Annotated in this window: 13 protein-coding genes; 11 read left to right on the forward strand and 2 right to left on the reverse strand. The window is 62.0% G+C overall.

What is annotated here, in order from left to right; all coding sequences use genetic code 11:
* Positions 1-26: 26 nt before the first annotated feature.
* From ACIROW_RS07250 to ACIROW_RS07300, 11 genes are all read left to right on the forward strand, one after another.
* On the forward strand, positions 27-902 hold the full coding sequence (locus ACIROW_RS07250) for a branched-chain amino acid ABC transporter permease (RefSeq protein ID WP_116433711.1): 876 nt from the start codon (positions 27-29) through the stop codon (positions 900-902).
* Positions 903-910: 8 nt separating this feature from the next.
* Positions 911-3433, forward strand: coding sequence for an ATP-binding cassette domain-containing protein (locus ACIROW_RS07255; protein WP_402273549.1), 2523 nt, complete (start codon positions 911-913; stop codon positions 3431-3433).
* 31 nt (positions 3434-3464) lie between these two features.
* Positions 3465-4247 (forward strand): SDR family oxidoreductase, encoded by a 783-nt coding sequence (locus tag ACIROW_RS07260; protein WP_402273552.1) that lies wholly within the window; start codon positions 3465-3467, stop codon positions 4245-4247.
* Positions 4248-4281: 34 nt separating this feature from the next.
* The gene (locus ACIROW_RS07265; protein ID WP_402273555.1) at positions 4282-5214 is read left to right on the forward strand and encodes a 3-hydroxyacyl-CoA dehydrogenase; all 933 of its coding nucleotides are present in this window, start codon (positions 4282-4284) and stop codon (positions 5212-5214) included.
* 376 nt (positions 5215-5590) lie between these two features.
* Positions 5591-6523 carry a 3-keto-5-aminohexanoate cleavage protein gene (locus ACIROW_RS07270; RefSeq protein WP_402273557.1) on the forward strand — a complete coding sequence of 311 codons (933 nt, stop codon included), beginning with the start codon at positions 5591-5593 and terminating at the stop codon, positions 6521-6523.
* A gap of 435 nt (positions 6524-6958) precedes the next feature.
* Complete coding sequence (locus ACIROW_RS07275; protein WP_402273560.1) at positions 6959-7696, forward strand: gluconate 2-dehydrogenase subunit 3 family protein; 738 nt, start codon at positions 6959-6961, stop codon at positions 7694-7696.
* 80 nt (positions 7697-7776) lie between these two features.
* Positions 7777-9555, forward strand: coding sequence for a GMC family oxidoreductase (locus ACIROW_RS07280; protein ID WP_402273562.1), 1779 nt, complete (start codon positions 7777-7779; stop codon positions 9553-9555).
* On the forward strand, positions 9552-10886 hold the full coding sequence (locus tag ACIROW_RS07285; protein ID WP_402273565.1) for a c-type cytochrome: 1335 nt from the start codon (positions 9552-9554) through the stop codon (positions 10884-10886). The genes ACIROW_RS07280 and ACIROW_RS07285 overlap by 4 nt, the downstream gene beginning before the upstream one ends.
* 781 nt (positions 10887-11667) lie before the next feature.
* Positions 11668-12462: a thymidylate synthase gene (locus tag ACIROW_RS07290; protein WP_402273567.1), complete on the forward strand. Its 795-nt coding sequence runs from the start codon at positions 11668-11670 to the stop codon at positions 12460-12462.
* 240 nt (positions 12463-12702) lie between these two features.
* On the forward strand, positions 12703-13401 hold the full coding sequence (gene aqpZ / locus ACIROW_RS07295) for an aquaporin Z (protein WP_402273570.1): 699 nt from the start codon (positions 12703-12705) through the stop codon (positions 13399-13401).
* 117 nt (positions 13402-13518) lie between these two features.
* The gene (locus tag ACIROW_RS07300) at positions 13519-13740 is read left to right on the forward strand and encodes a hypothetical protein (protein WP_402273572.1); all 222 of its coding nucleotides are present in this window, start codon (positions 13519-13521) and stop codon (positions 13738-13740) included.
* A gap of 41 nt (positions 13741-13781) precedes the next feature.
* Here ACIROW_RS07300 and ACIROW_RS07305 read toward each other — a convergent pair whose 3' ends face one another.
* Positions 13782-15260, reverse strand: a complete 1479-nt coding sequence (locus ACIROW_RS07305) for an efflux transporter outer membrane subunit (protein ID WP_402273574.1) — start codon at positions 15258-15260, stop codon at positions 13782-13784.
* A 16-nt stretch (positions 15261-15276) separates the two neighbouring features.
* On the reverse strand, positions 15277-16509 hold the full coding sequence (locus ACIROW_RS07310; protein WP_402273845.1) for an efflux RND transporter periplasmic adaptor subunit: 1233 nt from the start codon (positions 16507-16509) through the stop codon (positions 15277-15279).
* Positions 16510-16525: the final 16 nt, after the last annotated feature.

Raw genomic sequence — 16525 nt, forward strand, 5'->3', positions numbered from 1 at the left:
TTCCCGTACTCCCCTCCGGAGCAGCAATGCAAATCGTTTTCCTGTTGGAACAAATCCTCAACGGCCTGCTGGTCGGCGGGTATTACCTGCTGATCGCGCTTGGACTGTCGCTGATTTTCAGTCTCGGCGGCGTGGTCAATCTGGCGCACGGCGCCTTCTATGCCATCGGCGCCTACCTCGCGGTGGAGATCACCAAGTACCTCGGCTTCACCGGCGCCCTGATCATCTCGCCCCTGCTGGTGGCGCTGATCGGCATCCTGTTCGAGCGCTTCCTGCTGCGCCGCTTCTATTCGGCCGATCCCATCCTCGGCCTGCTGCTGACCTTCGGGCTGGCGATGGTGGCGGAACAGGTGATCCGCATTTTCTGGGGCGCATCGCCGTTGCCGGCATCGATCCCGCCCGCGCTCAAGGGCCAGATCATGGTCGGCGATTTCATGTATTCCAAATACCGCCTGCTGATGCTGGCGGCGGTCATCGTCGCGCTGACGCTGATCTGGATACTGCTCAACAAGACTTCGTTCGGCCGCGTGGTGCGCGCCGGCGTGCAAAAGCCCGACATGGTGGCGGTGCTCGGGATCAAGCTGCAGCCCTACATGACGGCCATCGTGATGCTCGGCGTCGGTCTGGCTGCGCTGGCCGGCGTGCTGTTCGCGCCGATCTCCGGCGTGCATCCGGCCATGGGCGCGGAAATCATGACCGCCGCCTTCGTCGTGGTGGTGATCGGCGGACTCGGCAGCTTCTGGGGCGTGGTGCTGGCGGCGTTGCTGGTGGGCGTGGTGCGCGGCATCACGATCCAGTTTTATGCGCCGGCCGGCGAAGCGTCGATGTATCTGCTGATGCTGCTGGTCCTGATCTTCCGTCCGCGCGGCTTGCTCGGCGAGCGCATCGAACGTTTTGAATGAGAGCGGACATGTACAACAAATATCAATCCCTGTGGATCGGCGCACTGGCGCTGATCATCGTCCCCATCCTGCTGCAACTGCTGGGCCTGACCATGTCGTCCTCCACCGACGTCGTCATCTACGCCATCGCGGCGATGGGCCTGAATCTGCTGGTAGGCTACACAGGCCTGACCTCGTTCGGCCATGGCGCCTGGTTCGGCGTCGGTGCTTATGCGGCGGCGCTGTCGCAGAAATATTGGTTCCCCGGCCAGATCGTGGCACCGATGCTGTTCACTATCGCCTTCATTGCGGTGTCGGCGGCGATCGTCGGCTTCCTGATCCTGCGCCGGCGCGGTGTGTACTTTTCGCTGCTGACGCTGGCCTTGTCGGCGCTGACGTTTGCGATCGCCTTCCGCTGGACTGACTTCACCGGCGGCGAATCGGGACTCGGCAATGTGGTGCGCCCGGTCGTGGCCGGCATCGATCTGGATCAGTCGATTCCCTTCCTCGTCTTCGTCAGCGTGATTGCGCTGATCGTGCTGTACGTGCTGCAACGCGTGATCCGCTCGCCGTTCGGCCACACCATCGTGGCGATCCGCGAGAACGAGCAGCGTGCGCGCTTCCAGGGTTACAGCACCATCGTCTACAAGCTGATCATGTTCATCGTGTCGGCCAGCGTGACCGGCCTGGCGGGAGCGTTGCTGGCCTTCCATCACCGCTTCGCCTCGGCCGAACCGACCTCGGTCGCGTTCTCCGGCGAGTTGCTGGCGATGGTGGTGATCGGCGGCATGCGCAGCTTCCTCGGCCCGGCGCTGGGCGCGCTGTTCTACATCCTGTTCCGCGAATGCCTGTCGATCTGGACCGAGAACTGGCTGCTGTGGTTCGGCCTCGCCTTCGTCGGCTTCATCCTGTTCTCGCCGACCGGGCTGGTCGGAATATGGCAGCAGGTCAAGCGTCGCCTGCGTCCGCCGGCCGAAGTCGGCGCGGCGATGAGCCAGCGCCAGATCGTCGACGGCCTGCCTTTGCCTGCGTTCCTGCAACCACCTCGCCAAGACGGGCTGGTGCTGGAGGTCAAGGATGTCGACATCCGCTTCGGCGGCATCCAGGCGGTCAAAAGCGCACAGATCAATCTGCATGCCGGCGAAATCCATGCACTGATCGGTCCCAACGGCGCAGGCAAGACCACGACCTTCAACCTGATCTCCGGCATGTTCGTGCCCAACCACGGCACAGTGAAACTGAACGGTGAAGAAATCCAGGGCCTGACGCCGGGCCAGATCTGCCAACGCGGCCTCGCGCGCTCGTTCCAGATCACCAACCTGTTCAAGGGCCTGAGCATCTACGAAAACCTGCGGCTGTCCCTGCAAGCGCGCCACGCTTCGCGCTTCAACATGTGGAAGGACATCGACAGCTATCCCGAGATCCACGCCGAGACCGATGAGTTGATGCGCTTCCTCGGACTCAAGGGCATCGACCAGATCGAAGGCGGCGCACTGTCCTACGGCGGCCAGCGCCTGGTCGATCTAGGCATCGCGCTGGGATCGAAGCCGCACGTGCTGCTGATGGATGAACCGCTGGCCGGCCTCGCCGCCGCCGAACGCGAACGCGTGTCGCGCCTCGTGAAGATCATCGCCGAGAACATCCCGGTGCTGATCGTCGAACATGACATCGACCGCGTGCTCGGCTTCTCGCAACAGGTAACGGTGATGAACCAGGGCAGCGTGCTGATGTCGGGCACGCCGGACGAAGCACGCGCCGACCAGCGCGTACAAGAGATCTACACCGGCACCGGTACGCCGCCGGTCACCGGACGGGTGGCAGGCGATGCACAGGAACGTCCGCAGCTGCTGGCCTTCGACAAGGTCAACGCCTTCTACGGCAAGAGCCACATCCTCAACGACGCCACGCTGGAAGTGCGCGAAGGCGAAATCGTCGCCCTGCTCGGCCGCAACGGCGCCGGCAAGTCGACGCTGCTCAAAGCGCTGACCGGTTTGCTCAAGCCTGCTTCGGGCGCCATCCGCTACAACGGCAAGGACATCGCCGGTCTCAGTGCGCCCGACATCGCGCGCCTGGGCATCGGCTACGTGCCGCAAGGACGCGGCCTGTTTGCCGGCATGACGGTGGCGGAAAATCTTTCGCTGGGACGCCTCGCACGCAAGACCGATTCCAGCAACGGCATCGCCTGGAGCGAAGAAAAAATCCTGCACTACTTCCCGCGCCTGAAAGAGCGCCTGCATACACCGGCCGACTTCCTCTCCGGCGGCGAGCAGCAAATGGTGGCGGTGGCGCGCGCCCTGTCGGGCAACGTCAGGCTGTTGCTGCTGGACGAGCCCTTCGAAGGTCTCGCGCCGGCTGTGGTGCAGGAGCTGTTCACCGTCTTCGATCAACTGCGCAAGGAAGTCTCCATCGTCATCGTCGAGCACAACCTCGACCTCGTGCTGGCGCTGGCCGACCGTGTGTTTGCGCTGGAACGCGGTGCGGTGTTCCACACCGGCCCTGCCGAACCGCTGCTGACCGATCTCACGTACCGCAAACAGATTCTCTGGCTGTAATTTCTCATTTTTTCAAGTAACAAGGACCAACATGAACACCAGTTTGAAAGATCAACGCGTCGTCGTCACCGCAGGCGCCCAAGGCATCGGCCTGGCCATCACCGCTTCCTTCGTCGAGGCCGGCGCGCACGTCCACATCTGCGACGTCAGCGACGACTTCCTCAACAGCGCGCGCAAGCAGTTCGCCGACGCGCCGGTCAGCTACAGCAAGACCGACGTCGCCAACGAGTCGCAGGTCGACGCCATGTTCGCCGAACTGACGCAACGCTGGGGCACGCTCGACGTGCTGGTCAACAATGCCGGCATCGCCGGTCCGACCGCCAAGGTCGAAGAGACCGAACTGTCGGCCTGGGACCAGACCATCGCCGTCAATCTGACCGGCCCTTTCCTGTGCACGCGCCGCGCGGTGCCGCTGCTCAAGAAAGCCGGCGGCGGCTCCATCGTCAACATCTCGTCGGCCGCCGGCCGTCTCGGCTTCCCGCTGCGCACGCCCTACTCGGCCTCCAAGTTCGGCGTCATAGGCCTGACCGAAAGCTGGGCGATGGAGCTCGGCCCGTCCAACATTCGCGTCAACGCCATCCTGCCCGGCATCGTCGCCGGTGAGCGCCAGGAGCGCGTGATCGCTGCCAAGGCAGCGTCCTACAACATCGGCCACGAAGAAATGCGCGAGCGCCTGCTGTCCAAGGTCTCAATGCGCAAGATGGTGACCGCGCAAGACATCGCCAACCAGATCATCTACATCTGCTCGCCGGCCGGCTCGGCCATCAGCGGGCAGAGTTTGTCGGTCTGCGGTAATGTCGAGCATCTTGGCTAATCACGTTGATTTGGCACCCATTCGAGGAGACAGCATGAATGAAAAAATCGCCGTCATCGGCGCCGGCCTGATCGGCCGCGCCTGGGCCATCGTCTTCGCCCGCGCCGGCTGCAGCGTCGCCATCTACGACGCCGTGCCGGAAGCGCTCAGCGCCTGCACCAAGCTCCTGCACGACAACATCAGCGACCTGGCCAAACATGGCCTGATCACTGAAACGCCCGAGGTCGTGCTGGCCCGCATCAAGCCGGTGGACACCCTGGCCGAAGCACTCAAGGGCGCGGCGCTGGTGCAAGAGAACGTCAAGGAAACCGTCGAAGTCAAACGCCAGATCTTCGCCGAAATGGACAAGCTGGCCGCACCCGACACCATCCTCACCAGCTCGACCTCGTGGATCCCGACCTCGGAGTTCTCCGAACACCTGCCCGGCCGCCACCGCATCCTGGTCGCCCATCCGGTCAATCCACCGTACCTGGTGCCGCTGGTCGAACTGGCGCCTGCGCCGTGGACATCAGATGAAACAGTCAAGCGTGCCCACGACATCTACACCCGCGCCGGCCAGTCGCCGGTATTGTTGAAAAAGGAAATCACCGGCTTCCTGCTCAACCGCATCCAGGGCGCGGTGCTCAACGAAGCGCTGAACCTGTACGAAAACGGCTACGCCTCCTCCGAAGACCTCGACAAGGTATTGAAAGATGGCCTCGGCCTGCGCTGGTCCTTCATGGGCCCGTTCGAAACCATCGATCTCAACGCACCGGAAGGCGTGATCGACTACGCCAACCGCTACGGCCACACGTACCGCGACGTAGCGAAGACGCAATTGCCGAACGAATGGAATGCAGCAACACTGAAACAGATCGAAGACGAACGCCGCTCCGTGCTCAAAGCCGATCAACTGGAAGAACGTTCGCGCTGGCGCGACAACCGATTGATGGGGCTGGTGGCGCACAAGCGGAAGCAAGCAACGTAATTAGCTGAAAAGAAGGAAAAGAATCACGATGCCGCAGGCGAGCCCCCAAGGCAATGCGAAGCGAGCCGAAAAAAGAATTCCGCTTATGAGTCGCCGTTGGTGACGTGCTCAAATCGGAAAAAGAAGGGAAACTTGTCTGAGCGCAGCGAGTTTGTTTCCCTTCCCGATTTGAGTGCGGCGCCAACGGGTACCCCGCGCAGCGGGGCGGCGAATCGCGGTCGCCTTTCTTTGCTTACTTTCTTTGGCGAAGCAAAGAAAGTGAGCGGCTGCCGGGCCGCCCCCGGCAACCCCGGTAGTCCGAAGAGAAAACAGAATTAGCTACAAAAAAAGAACTCGAACCAAACGAACTCAAACCAACAATCACCAGGAGAACCAAATGAGCAAACCCAAAAAAGTCATCATCACCTGCGCCGTCACCGGCGCGATCCACACGCCCTCCATGTCCCCCCACCTGCCGATCACGCCGGATGAAATCCGCGACGCAGCCCTGGGCGCGGCAGAAGCCGGCGCCGCCATCGTCCACTTGCACGCCCGCGACCCGCAAAACGGCAAGCCCACGCAAGACCCGGCAGAATTCCGCAAATTCCTCCCGCAGATCAAGGCCAAATCCAACGTCGTCATCAACCTCACCACCGGTGGCGCCCCGACCATGGGCGTGGAAGAACGCCTCCAACCGGCACTGCAACTCAAACCCGAAGTCGCCTCCCTCAACATGGGCTCGATGAACTTCGGCCTGTATGAAATGCTGCAGCGTTTCAAGGACTTCAAGTACGACTGGGAAAAGCCCTACCTCGCCGAATCCGACGATCGCATCTTCCGCAACACCTTCAAGGACATCGCCTACATCCTTGAATCGTGCAGCGCCAACCAGACCCGCTTCGAGATCGAGTGCTACGACATCGGCCACCTCTACACCGCCGCCCACTTCATCGACCGCGGCCTGATCAAGCCGCCGTTCCTGATCCAGTCGGTATTCGGCCTGCGCGGCGGCATCGGCAACGATGTCGAAGACGTGATGCACATGAAGCGCACCGCCGACCGCCTGTTCGGCGACGACTACTACTGGTCGGTGCTGGGCGCCGGCCGCGGCCAGATCCCGATCGCCACGATGTCGGCGGCGATGGGCGGACATACCCGCGTCGGCCTGGAAGATTCGCTGTGGGACGGTCCGGGCAAGCTGGCGCAAAGCAACGCCGCGCAAGTCAAACGCATCCGCACCGTGATCGAGGCGCTGTCGCTGGAAGTGGCGACCCCTGACGACGCACGTCAGATGCTCAAGCTCAAAGGCGGCGACAACGTCGGCTTCTGAGCGAGCCGTCCCGACCACTGCCTACCACCTCACCTACACGCCTCTTCAGTCCACTCCTACAGGCCATGTAGGAGCAGCTTTACTTTTTATCTCCCGCGGCGCTTCACGATTTTGTGAGCGCCGTTTTTTTTATTTTTCTTTTATCGTCAGCTTTCTTTTTGGATCGAAGAAGATGGTTTCAGATGACGTCATTTCTCCGTCAGTTCGCCGGTTCTATGTCTGTCCCGCTGTCAGCTTGTGAAAGCGAGTCTGACGGCGGCATGCTTGCCTGCGGAACATCATTGCGACCGCCCCGGTCGAACTTTCAGCAAAAACAAAAAGGCCGAAGCTTCTTGCTTCAGCCGACCCCAGGTAAACGGCGCAGCAGGTCCGCAACCGCTCGAACAGGCAGTCGCAGTTCGTGTCGCGCCGCGTGCTAACCAGCCCAGGTGAACAATGAAAAAAGATAACCCGCCTCCCAGCGAACCCGGCGTAGCTTCACGCCGCGGATTCCTCTTCAAGACCATCGCCATCGTTCCGGCAGCATCTGCACTGACTACCGCCGCGCTGCTGCCATCGGCAGCGCAAACCGCCGATATCGGCGCCGCAAGTGCGGACTACCAGCCGCGCTACTTCAATGCCGATGAATGGACTTTCCTCAAGGCTGCCGTCGACCGCCTGATTCCGGCCGATCCGGAAGGACCGGGTGCGCTAGAACTGAACGTGGCCGCCTTCATCGACGGCCAGATGGAGTCAGGCTTCGGCCACGCCTCCAACTGGTACATGCAGGGACCGTTCAAGGGCGACGCGCCGGCGCTGTTCGGCTACCAGGCCAGCATGCCGCCGCGTGAGCTATATCGCGCCGGCATCGCCGCACTCAATGAACACTGCCGCAAGAATTTCAGCGGCAAGACCTTCGCGCAACTGGCTCCGGCCGAACAGGAACAGCTCTTCAAGGATATGGACGGCGGCACGCTGAAATTCGAGCAGGTGTCGGCGCAGTGGTTCTTCACCTTCCTGCTGCAGAACACCAAGGAAGGCTACCTGTCGGACCCGATCCACGGCGGCAACAAGGGCATGGCCAGCTGGAAGATGATCGGCTTCCCCGGCGCGCGCGCGGACTTCCTCGACTTCGTCGGCCCGGCCGACAAGGTCTATCCGTATGGTCCGGTGAGCATCGGCAAGCGTAGCTAATGTAGCTAAGAAGGTAGCTAAGACGTCAAGGAACTGAGTGAGGCAACGCCTCACCCACAACAAGAACAAGGAAGAACAGCATGGCAGACATCACCAAACCGAAAGTAGACGTGGTCCTGGTCGGCATGGGCTGGAGCGGTTCCATCATGGGCATGGAAATGACCGAAGCCGGCCTCACCGTAGTCGGCCTGGAGCGCGGTGAAAACCGCGACACCAATCCCGACTTCGCCTATCCCAAGATCGCCGACGAACTCACCTATGCGCAGCGCTACAAGCTGATGCAAAACCTCAGCAAGGAAACCGTGACGGTGCGCCACTCGCCCGACGAAGACGCGCTGCCGTATCGCCAGCTCGGCTCCTTCCTGCTCGGCAACGGCGTCGGCGGCGCCGGCGTGCACTGGAACGGCGTCACCTGGCGCGCCTACGATGCCGAGCTGCAGATCCGCAGCCATTACGAGCAGCGCTACGGCAAGCATTTCATCCCGGTCGACATGACGATCCAGGACTGGCCGATGACCTATGCCGAACTGGAACCGTTCTACGACCGCTTCGAATACATCGCCGGCGTGTCGGGCAAGGCAGGCAACATCGACGGCAAGATCATCGAGGGCGGCAATGTGTTCGAAGCGCCGCGCAAGCGCGACTATCCGCTGCCGCCGCTGAAGAACAACGCGGCCGCCAATCTCTTTGAGAAAGCCGCGCGCGAAGTGGGTTATCATCCCTTCCCGATTCCCGCCGCCAACGCCTCACAGGCCTACCAGAATCCCTACGGCATGCAACTCGGGCCGTGCAACTACTGCGGCTTTTGCGAGCGCTTCGGCTGCTACATGTATTCGAAGGCGTCGCCGCAAACTTGTATCCTCCCGGCGCTGCTGAAGAAGCCCAATTTCGAACTGCGCGACAAGTCCTACGTCACCAAGATCAATCTTGCGAGCGACGGCAAGACCACCACCGGCGTCACCTACATCGATGCACAGGGACGCTCGGTCGAACAGCCGGCCGACCTGGTGATCCTGTGCGCCTACCAGATGCACAACGTGCGCCTGCTGCTGTTGTCGGGCATCGGCAAACCCTACAATCCGAAGACCGGCGAAGGCGTGGTCGGCAAGAATTACGCGTATCAGAAGAACAGTTCGGTATCGCTGTTCTTCGACAAGGACGTGGCGATCAATCCGTTCGCGGGCGCCGGCGCCGGCGGCCAGGTGTTGGACGATTTCAACGGCGACAATTTCGACCATGGTCCGCACGGTTTCGTCGGCGGCGCCTACATCAGCGCGATGGTCACGGGCGGCCGTCCGATCGGGCAATCCATCGTGCCGCCCGACACGCCCAAATGGGGCAGCGGCTGGAAGAAGGCGCTCAAGGACAATTACCTGCACTCGTTCAATATCGGTTCGGAAGGATCGGTCATGGCCAATCGCGACAACTACCTCGACCTCGATCCGACGTATCGCGATGCGTGGGGCCTGCCGCTGCTGCGCATGACGTTCGACTGGAAGGAAAACGAAATCCGCATGACCCAGTACGTCACCGATCGCGTGGTCGACGTCGCCAAGGCGATGAAGCCGAAACTCATGCACGCCAGCGCCGGCAAGTCCGGCGAACACTACGATGTGCGCCCCTACCAGACCACCCACACCACCGGCGGCGCCATCTGCGGCGACCGCCCCGACAACAGCGTGATCAACAAATACCTGCAATCGTGGGACGTGCACAACCTGTTCATCATGGGCGCCAGCGCCTTCCCGCAGAACTGGGCCTACAACCCGACCGGCATGGTCGGCGCGCTGGCATACTGGTCGGCGACCGCGATCCGCGAGCGCTATCTGAAAAACCCCGGCCCGCTGGTGCAAGCATGAGCGCGCTCCTCTTCACGCAGGCGACACGGGCCCTGTTGGCGACCGCAACGCTGAGCCTGTCGACAATCGCCGCCGCGCAGACCGTCAACCCGACGCCGTCGACACCGCAACCGCAGCAGATCCAGCGCGGCGAATATCTCGCGCGCGCCGGCGACTGCATGGCCTGCCACACGGTCAAGGGCAAAGCGCCGTTCAGCGGCGGCCTGGCGATGAACACGCCGTTCGGCACCATCTATTCGACCAACATCACGCCGGACAAGCAGACCGGCATCGGCGACTACAGCTACGACGATTTCGCCTCGGCGCTGCGCAAGGGTAAGGGTCGCAACGGCGTGCGCTTGTATCCGGCGATGCCTTACACCTCATTCGCCAAGCTCAGCGACGAGGACGTCTCGGCGCTGTACGCCTACTTCATGCAGGGCGTGAAGCCGGTGCAGCAGGACAATCCGAAGACGGCGTTGCCGTTCCCGTTCAACATGCGCATCCTGATGGCGGGATGGAACATGCTGTTCTTCGAAAGCAAGCCGTTCAAGGCCGACTCGACTCAAAGCATCAGCTGGAATCGCGGCGCCTATCTGGTGCAAAGCCTCGGCCATTGCGGCGCCTGCCATACGCCGCACGGTCGTTTCGGCCAGGAGAAATCATTGGACGGCAGCGATGACGGCTTCCTGTCCGGCTATACGCTGGACAACTGGCACGCGCCCAGCCTGCGCAACGACAAGGACGGCCTGGGCCGCTGGAACAAGGAACAGATCGCGTCCTACCTGCGCACCGGCCGCACCACCGACGGCGCGGCGTTCGGCGCAATGAGCCAGGTCATCAACGATAGCACGCAGCATCTCAGCGACGCCGACCTGCTGGCCATCGGCGAATACCTGAGCAGCCTGCCGGGCAAGAAGCCGGCTGACGGCGCCGCCAAGGCGCCGGTAGCGACGGCGGCGTCCAACGCCGCCGGCGCGGATCAGCCGGCCACGCTGGAGCTGCGTTCAGGCAAGCTGCAGACCGCCGGTGCACTGGTATATCTCAACAACTGCAACGCCTGCCATCGCTCGGACGGCACCGGGGCGATGAAGGCTTTCCCGGCGCTGGGCAAGAATGCGGTGGTCAATGTGGCGGATCCGACGTCGCTGATTCATGTGGTGCTGGCGGGTAGCGCGATGCCTTCCACCAAGTCGGATCCTTCGCCGATGGGGATGCCGGGGTTTGGGTGGCGGTTGAGTGATCAGGAGGTGGCGGAGGTGGTCAGCTTTATTCGCGGGAATTGGGGGAATCATGCTGGGGCGGTTAGTGCTGAGCAGGTGGCGGCTGTGAGGAAGGGTGTGGAGAAGTGAGCGTGACGCTTGATCTTCTTCTGTGACGGTTGTTCCGACTTCCGTTTTTGGATAGCTTCTATTGTTTGTTCTTCGGACTACCCTGCCGGGGGTAGCCCGGCGGCTACTCACTTTTCTTGTCTCGCCAAGAAAAGTAAGCAAAAGAAGCGACCGCAAGTTCGTAGCCCCCTGCGGGGGTTCCCGGCGTCGGCAGGCACAAATCGGGAGGGGAAACAAACTCGCTGCGCTCAGACAAGTTTCCCCTCTTTATCCGATTTGCACCTGCCGCCACCGGCTACTCGCAAGCGGACTTCCAGACTGGCTCGCTTCGCATCGCCAGGGGACGGAGATGGAGCGATGGTCGCAGTCCTCCGCCACCAATAAAACCAAGAATGATAATCACGATGCCGAAGGCGAGCCACCCAAGGCAATGCGGAGCGAGCCGAAAAAAGAATTCCGCTTATGAGTCGCCGTTGGTGACGCGCATAAATCGGATAAAGAAGGGAAACTTGTCTGAGCGTAGCGAGTTTGTTTCCCTTCCCGATTTGTGCGTGGCATCAACGGGAACCCCGCGTAGCGGGGCGGCGAATCGCGGTCGCCTTTCTTTGCTTACTTTCTTTGGCGAAGCAAAGAAAGTGAGCGGCTGCCGGGCCGCACCCGGCAGGGTCGTCCGAAGAACAAACAACTCAAGCTACCGACGAACCGCCAGTCGGAACAACCGACAAGCCCCGAGCCCCGCCCAAACCCTGCCCCCTCCCCCAAATAAGTTACAATCCCCCTCATTCCATCAGCACCAAATCCCATGCGCCAATACCTCGATTTCATGCGCCACGTCTACGAACATGGCACCGAAAAAACCGACCGCACCGGCACCGGCACGCGCTCCGTGTTCGGCCACCAGATGCGCTTCAACCTGCAGGAAGGCTTCCCCCTGCTGACCACCAAGAAGCTGCACATCAAGTCCATCGTGCATGAACTGATCTGGTTCCTGGCCGGCTCGACCAACATTGCTTATCTGAAAGAAAATGGCGTCAAGATCTGGGACGAATGGGCCGATCCGGAAGGCAACCTCGGACCGATCTACGGCTACCAATGGCGCTCCTGGCCCGCACCCAACGGCGAGCATATCGACCAGATCGCGCAGGTCGTCAGCCAGATCAAGAACAATCCGGACTCACGCCGCCTGATCGTGTCGGCATGGAACGTGGCCGACATCCCGCAGATGAAGTTGCCGCCCTGCCATGCCTTCTTCCAGTTCTACGTGGCCGACGGCAAGCTGTCCTGCCAGTTGTACCAGCGCAGCGCCGATATCTTCCTCGGCGTGCCGTTCAACATCGCGTCCTACGCGCTGCTGACCCATATGGTGGCGCAACAGACCGGCCTCGAGGTCGGCGACTTCGTCTGGACCGGCGGTGACTGCCATCTGTATTCCAATCACATGGAACAGGTGCAAGAACAACTGGCGCGTACGCCCGGCCCGTTGCCGAAACTGGTCATCAAGCGCAAACCCGATACCATCTTCGATTATCAGTTCGATGATTTCGAGATCACCGGCTACGAAGCCCAGGCTCATATCAAGGCGCCCGTAGCAGTCTGACGCCCGCTTTCTCCGAACGTCAAAACGCCTGCAATCGCAGGCGTTTTTGTTTTTGTACATCGTGCATCTATTCCTCCGCCTGCCCCTTCCAATAAATTCAAGCAAATCGCCGACGCATTTTTGAATTTCCCCCCTTTCTGCCCGCTGCACCTTGGATTCACGTCGAGCAGCCATAAGCTCTTGCTCCATTGCCGCTCACCCCGGCAATGCCACATCCAACCAATCGAAAAAGGGCAAACAATGCATCTCTCAAAAAAACTGGCGGCTGAACTCATCGGCACGTTCTGGCTGGTCTTCGGCGGCACCGGCAGCGCCGTGCTGGCGGCCGGCTTTCCCGGTCTCGGCATCGGCTTTGCGGGCGTCTCACTGGCGTTCGGCTTGACCGTGCTCACCGGCGCTTACGCGCTCGGGCATATCTCCGGGGGACACTTCAATCCGGCCGTCACCATCGGCCTTGCCACCGCGCGTCGCTTCCCCGTGCGCGACATCGCGCCCTACATCGCGGCGCAACTGGCGGGCGCGGTAATCGCCAGCGCCGTGCTGGCCTGTATTGCCAGCGGCAAGCCGGGTTTCGACCTGGTGACGAGCGGTTTTGCCGCCAACGGCTACGACGCGCATTCTCCTGGTCTGTATTCGCTGGGGGCGGCGTTGATCATTGAAGCAGTGCTGACCTTCTTCTTCCTGATCGTGATTCTCGGCGCCACCGACAAACGCGCAGCGGCGGGATTTGCGCCCATCGCCATCGGTCTTGCGCTGACGCTGATCCACCTGATTTCCATTCCGGTAACCAACACGTCGGTGAATCCGGCGCGCTCTACCGGCCCGGCCTTGTTCGTGGGCGGCTGGGCCCTGGAGCAGCTGTGGCTGTTCTGGCTGGCGCCGGTCGTCGGCGCGATTGCGGCGGGCGTCGTCTATCCGTTCATCGCTGAGAAGGAATAAGCGCTCGTGTGCATCTAAGCTTCATCTAACGGCATCTAAGCTAAGTTGCATTTGTTATTTCCCTTCGGCGGCGCGACGTCCTATATTGAATCACTCACCGCCCCGAAGGGAAATCCCATGCGCTCAGGAAGAAACATTGCTCTGTTGACATTCATCTGCACTTTGCTGGTGCTTGCACTGCCAAGTTTGCCGGCATGGGACGCTCTGTGCGCAGCGGTCACGATCATGATCGTTGGTATCGGCGTGCTCTATCCTCTGCTTGTTTCCGGGCAGGCGAATGGTCCCCAGCACATGCAGGACGTAGAAGTCGGACCAGCGACGAGCGCGATCCTGTTCTGAAGAAATTCTGAAATGAAGTACTGAAATGAATCGAACGGCGCTCAGGAAGCGCCGTTGATTTTTTGCGGGGTGCCGCCCGAGTCGGTGCCGGGATTGCCGTAGCGTACGTCGTCGCGCCAGCCGCCGCCCAGCGCCTTATACAGCGACACCGTGGCCTGCAGGCGTTGCAGCTTGATCTGGCCCAGCTGATTCTGCGCTTCCGACAGGATGCGCTGCGTATCGAGCACCACCATCAGATCTTCGGCGCCGCTGCGATAGCGGATTTCCGACAACTCAAACGCAAAGCGGGCCTGATCGACTTCCTGGTTCTTGAGGCGATAGCGTTCTTCCAGGCTGCGGATCGCGCCCAATGATTTTTCGACTTCCGACAAGGCGCTTACCACCGCCGAGCGATAGACCTGCACCAACTCCTGCTTCTGCGCCACGGCAAGGTCGCGGCGGCTGCTCAGGCGGCCCGCATCGAAGATCGGGGCCGTCAGCGAGGCGCCCAGATTGGCGAGCAGGTTGGGACCGTCGAACAGCGACAGCAAGGCATTGCTTTGCGCGCCGGTGGAACCGGTCAGGCGGATGCTCGGGAACAGCGCCGCGCGCGCCACGGCGACGTTGGCGTTGGCTTCGGCCAGGCGCGCTTCGGCGCGGCGAATGTCTGGACGGCGCGTCAGCAATTCGGACGGCAAACCGGCGGCGATCTTCGGCATTTGTATGGTCGCCAGGCCTTTCTCACCGACGCTGAAATTCTGCGGCGGACGTCCCAGCAGGATCGCCAGCGCGGTCTGCGCGTCGCGCTCCTGCTGCATCAGGTCGGGCAATGCCGCCTGCTGGTTGGCGAGCGCTGAACGCTGGCGTGCAAGGTCCAGCGGCGAGGCGGCGCCGGCGCGGCTTTGCGCTTCCACGAGCTTCAACACGCGCTGGGCGTTGGCGACGTTTTGCTGCGCAATCTGCAGACGGTCGCGCAGCGACAGCACTTGCAGGAAGGTGGAAACAATGCCGCTGGTGACCGTCAGTGCGACGGTTTCGCGGTCATACATGTTGGCGCGCAGCGAGGCTTCCGCCGCTGCCAGGCCAGCCCTGTTCTTGCCCCAGAAATCGACTTCGTAATTGATCTCCAGCATGCCGCTGGCGGAGGTGGTCGGACTGCCGCCGCTCAAAGGCAAGGCGCGGTTGGCGCTGCTGGCGATGTCGGCATCGGGCAGCAACGGCGCGCCGGCGATGCGCGCATTGGCCTCTGCCTGGCGCACGCGCGACATGGCGGCGGCGATTTCAAAATTGTTCTGCTGACCTTCGTTGACGAGGCTGCTCAGCTCGGCGCTGCCGAACTGCTTCCACCAGTCGGTGTCGAGCACCAGCTGCACGGCGCCGTCCTTGCCGTTGGCGCCTGAACCATCACCCCACTGTTTGGGCACATCGACCTTCTGCACCGGTTCGACCTCGACCTGGGTCGCGGCGCAGCCGGCCAACAGCAACGCCAGCGCAGCCAGCGCGACGGGCTTCATCGAAGGAAACGAAAGAGGCAAGATCATGAACGAATACCTGTCATCAGCCGGCGTTGCCGCGCTGTTGCTGTGCTGGCTGCGGTGGCTCCACTGTTGTTGCCGACGACGCCGGCAACAACACCTGCTCGCCCTCGGCCAGGCCGGTCAGGACCTGTGCCTTGTCGGCGTTGCGCAAGCCGATGCGCACGTCGCGCGTTTCCAGCTTGCCGTCAGCGTGCAGGACCTTGAGTTTTTGCATGCCCTTGTTGTTCGGCTTGACCACCAGCGAGGCCGGAATGGTGACGGCGCGTTCGGCCTTTTCCAGCACGAAGAAGACGTCGGCGGTCATGCCGGCCATCAGCTCGCGGCTCGGATTGGCGACGTCGAACAACACCGTGTAGAAGGCCTTCTTGCCCTGGCGACCGCTGTCATCCGCAGGCAACAGCATGATCTGGCGCAACTTGCCGGCCCAGCGTTTGCCGGGATAACCGGGCGTGGTGAAGTAGGCAGTCATGCCCTTGGTGAGGCGCGTCACATCTTCTTCCGCGACGCGCGCCTGCACGCTCATCTTGCTCAGGTCGGCGATGCGCATGAGCACATCCTGGTTGGCCGACAGGGTCTGGCCGACGCGTGCCGACAAGGCCACCACGGTGCCGCCGATGGGAGCCACGATGCGGGTCTGCTTCTGGATCGCTTCGTCTTCCTTCATGGCGGCGTCGAGCTGCTGGATCTGCGCGTTGATGGCGTCCACCTTGGCCGCCGCCGAGTACATGCCCATGCGGCTCGATTCGTAGGTTTCTTCCCGCGTGGCGTTCTCGGCTTTCAACTGCGTCTGGCGCTGGAATTGCAACTGGGCGAAATCGAGTTGGGCGTTCTGTCCGGCCAGCTCAGCTTTCAGTCGCGCCATCTGGGCGCGGTTGTTTTCGACCCGGCCGGCCTGCACCACCGGCGAGACCGTCACCAGCAACTTGCCTTCCTTGACGGTTTCGCCGATGCCGACATACACATCGGAAATCTGTCCGGAGACCTTGGTGCCGACGTCGACGTAACTCTGCACGGCGACGTTACCGGTGGCGTTGACCACCTGCTCGATATCGGCGCGTTCAGCGATCACTGTTTCCAGTCGCACCGGCACCGCTTGCGGATGGCGCTGGCGGAAGCTGTACCAGCCGGCGACGCCGGCGGCGATCACCAGCACCAGGGCCAGCCCACTCCAACCGCGTCGCGCCAACGTGCGGCGGCGCTCGGCGGCAGCCGAGTCGATCGGGTCGCCCAGATGGCGATCTTCGGCAGTCATGTCGTCGAGGTTGTCC

It is taken from the genome of Herbaspirillum sp. NPDC101397 (assembly GCF_044767325.1).
In the GTDB taxonomy this organism is placed as follows: Bacteria; Pseudomonadota; Gammaproteobacteria; order Burkholderiales; family Burkholderiaceae_D; genus Herbaspirillum.

Bases quoted from the DNA above. Each gene is read 5' to 3' on its own strand.
- ACIROW_RS07250 (WP_116433711.1), top strand. From the start codon at position 27: ATGCAAATCGTTTTCCTGTTGGAACAAATCCTCAACGGCCTGCTGGTC.
- ACIROW_RS07255 (WP_402273549.1), top strand. From the start codon at position 911: ATGTACAACAAATATCAATCCCTGTGGATCGGCGCACTGGCGCTGATC.
- ACIROW_RS07260 (WP_402273552.1), top strand. From the start codon at position 3,465: ATGAACACCAGTTTGAAAGATCAACGCGTCGTCGTCACCGCAGGCGCC.
- ACIROW_RS07265 (WP_402273555.1), top strand. From the start codon at position 4,282: ATGAATGAAAAAATCGCCGTCATCGGCGCCGGCCTGATCGGCCGCGCC.
- ACIROW_RS07270 (WP_402273557.1), top strand. From the start codon at position 5,591: ATGAGCAAACCCAAAAAAGTCATCATCACCTGCGCCGTCACCGGCGCG.
- ACIROW_RS07275 (WP_402273560.1), top strand. From the start codon at position 6,959: ATGAAAAAAGATAACCCGCCTCCCAGCGAACCCGGCGTAGCTTCACGC.
- ACIROW_RS07280 (WP_402273562.1), top strand. From the start codon at position 7,777: ATGGCAGACATCACCAAACCGAAAGTAGACGTGGTCCTGGTCGGCATG.
- ACIROW_RS07285 (WP_402273565.1), top strand. From the start codon at position 9,552: ATGAGCGCGCTCCTCTTCACGCAGGCGACACGGGCCCTGTTGGCGACC.
- ACIROW_RS07290 (WP_402273567.1), top strand. From the start codon at position 11,668: ATGCGCCAATACCTCGATTTCATGCGCCACGTCTACGAACATGGCACC.
- aqpZ (WP_402273570.1), top strand. From the start codon at position 12,703: ATGCATCTCTCAAAAAAACTGGCGGCTGAACTCATCGGCACGTTCTGG.
- ACIROW_RS07300 (WP_402273572.1), top strand. From the start codon at position 13,519: ATGCGCTCAGGAAGAAACATTGCTCTGTTGACATTCATCTGCACTTTG.
- ACIROW_RS07305 (WP_402273574.1), bottom strand. From the start codon at position 15,260: ATGATCTTGCCTCTTTCGTTTCCTTCGATGAAGCCCGTCGCGCTGGCT.
- ACIROW_RS07310 (WP_402273845.1), bottom strand. From the start codon at position 16,509: ATGACTGCCGAAGATCGCCATCTGGGCGACCCGATCGACTCGGCTGCC.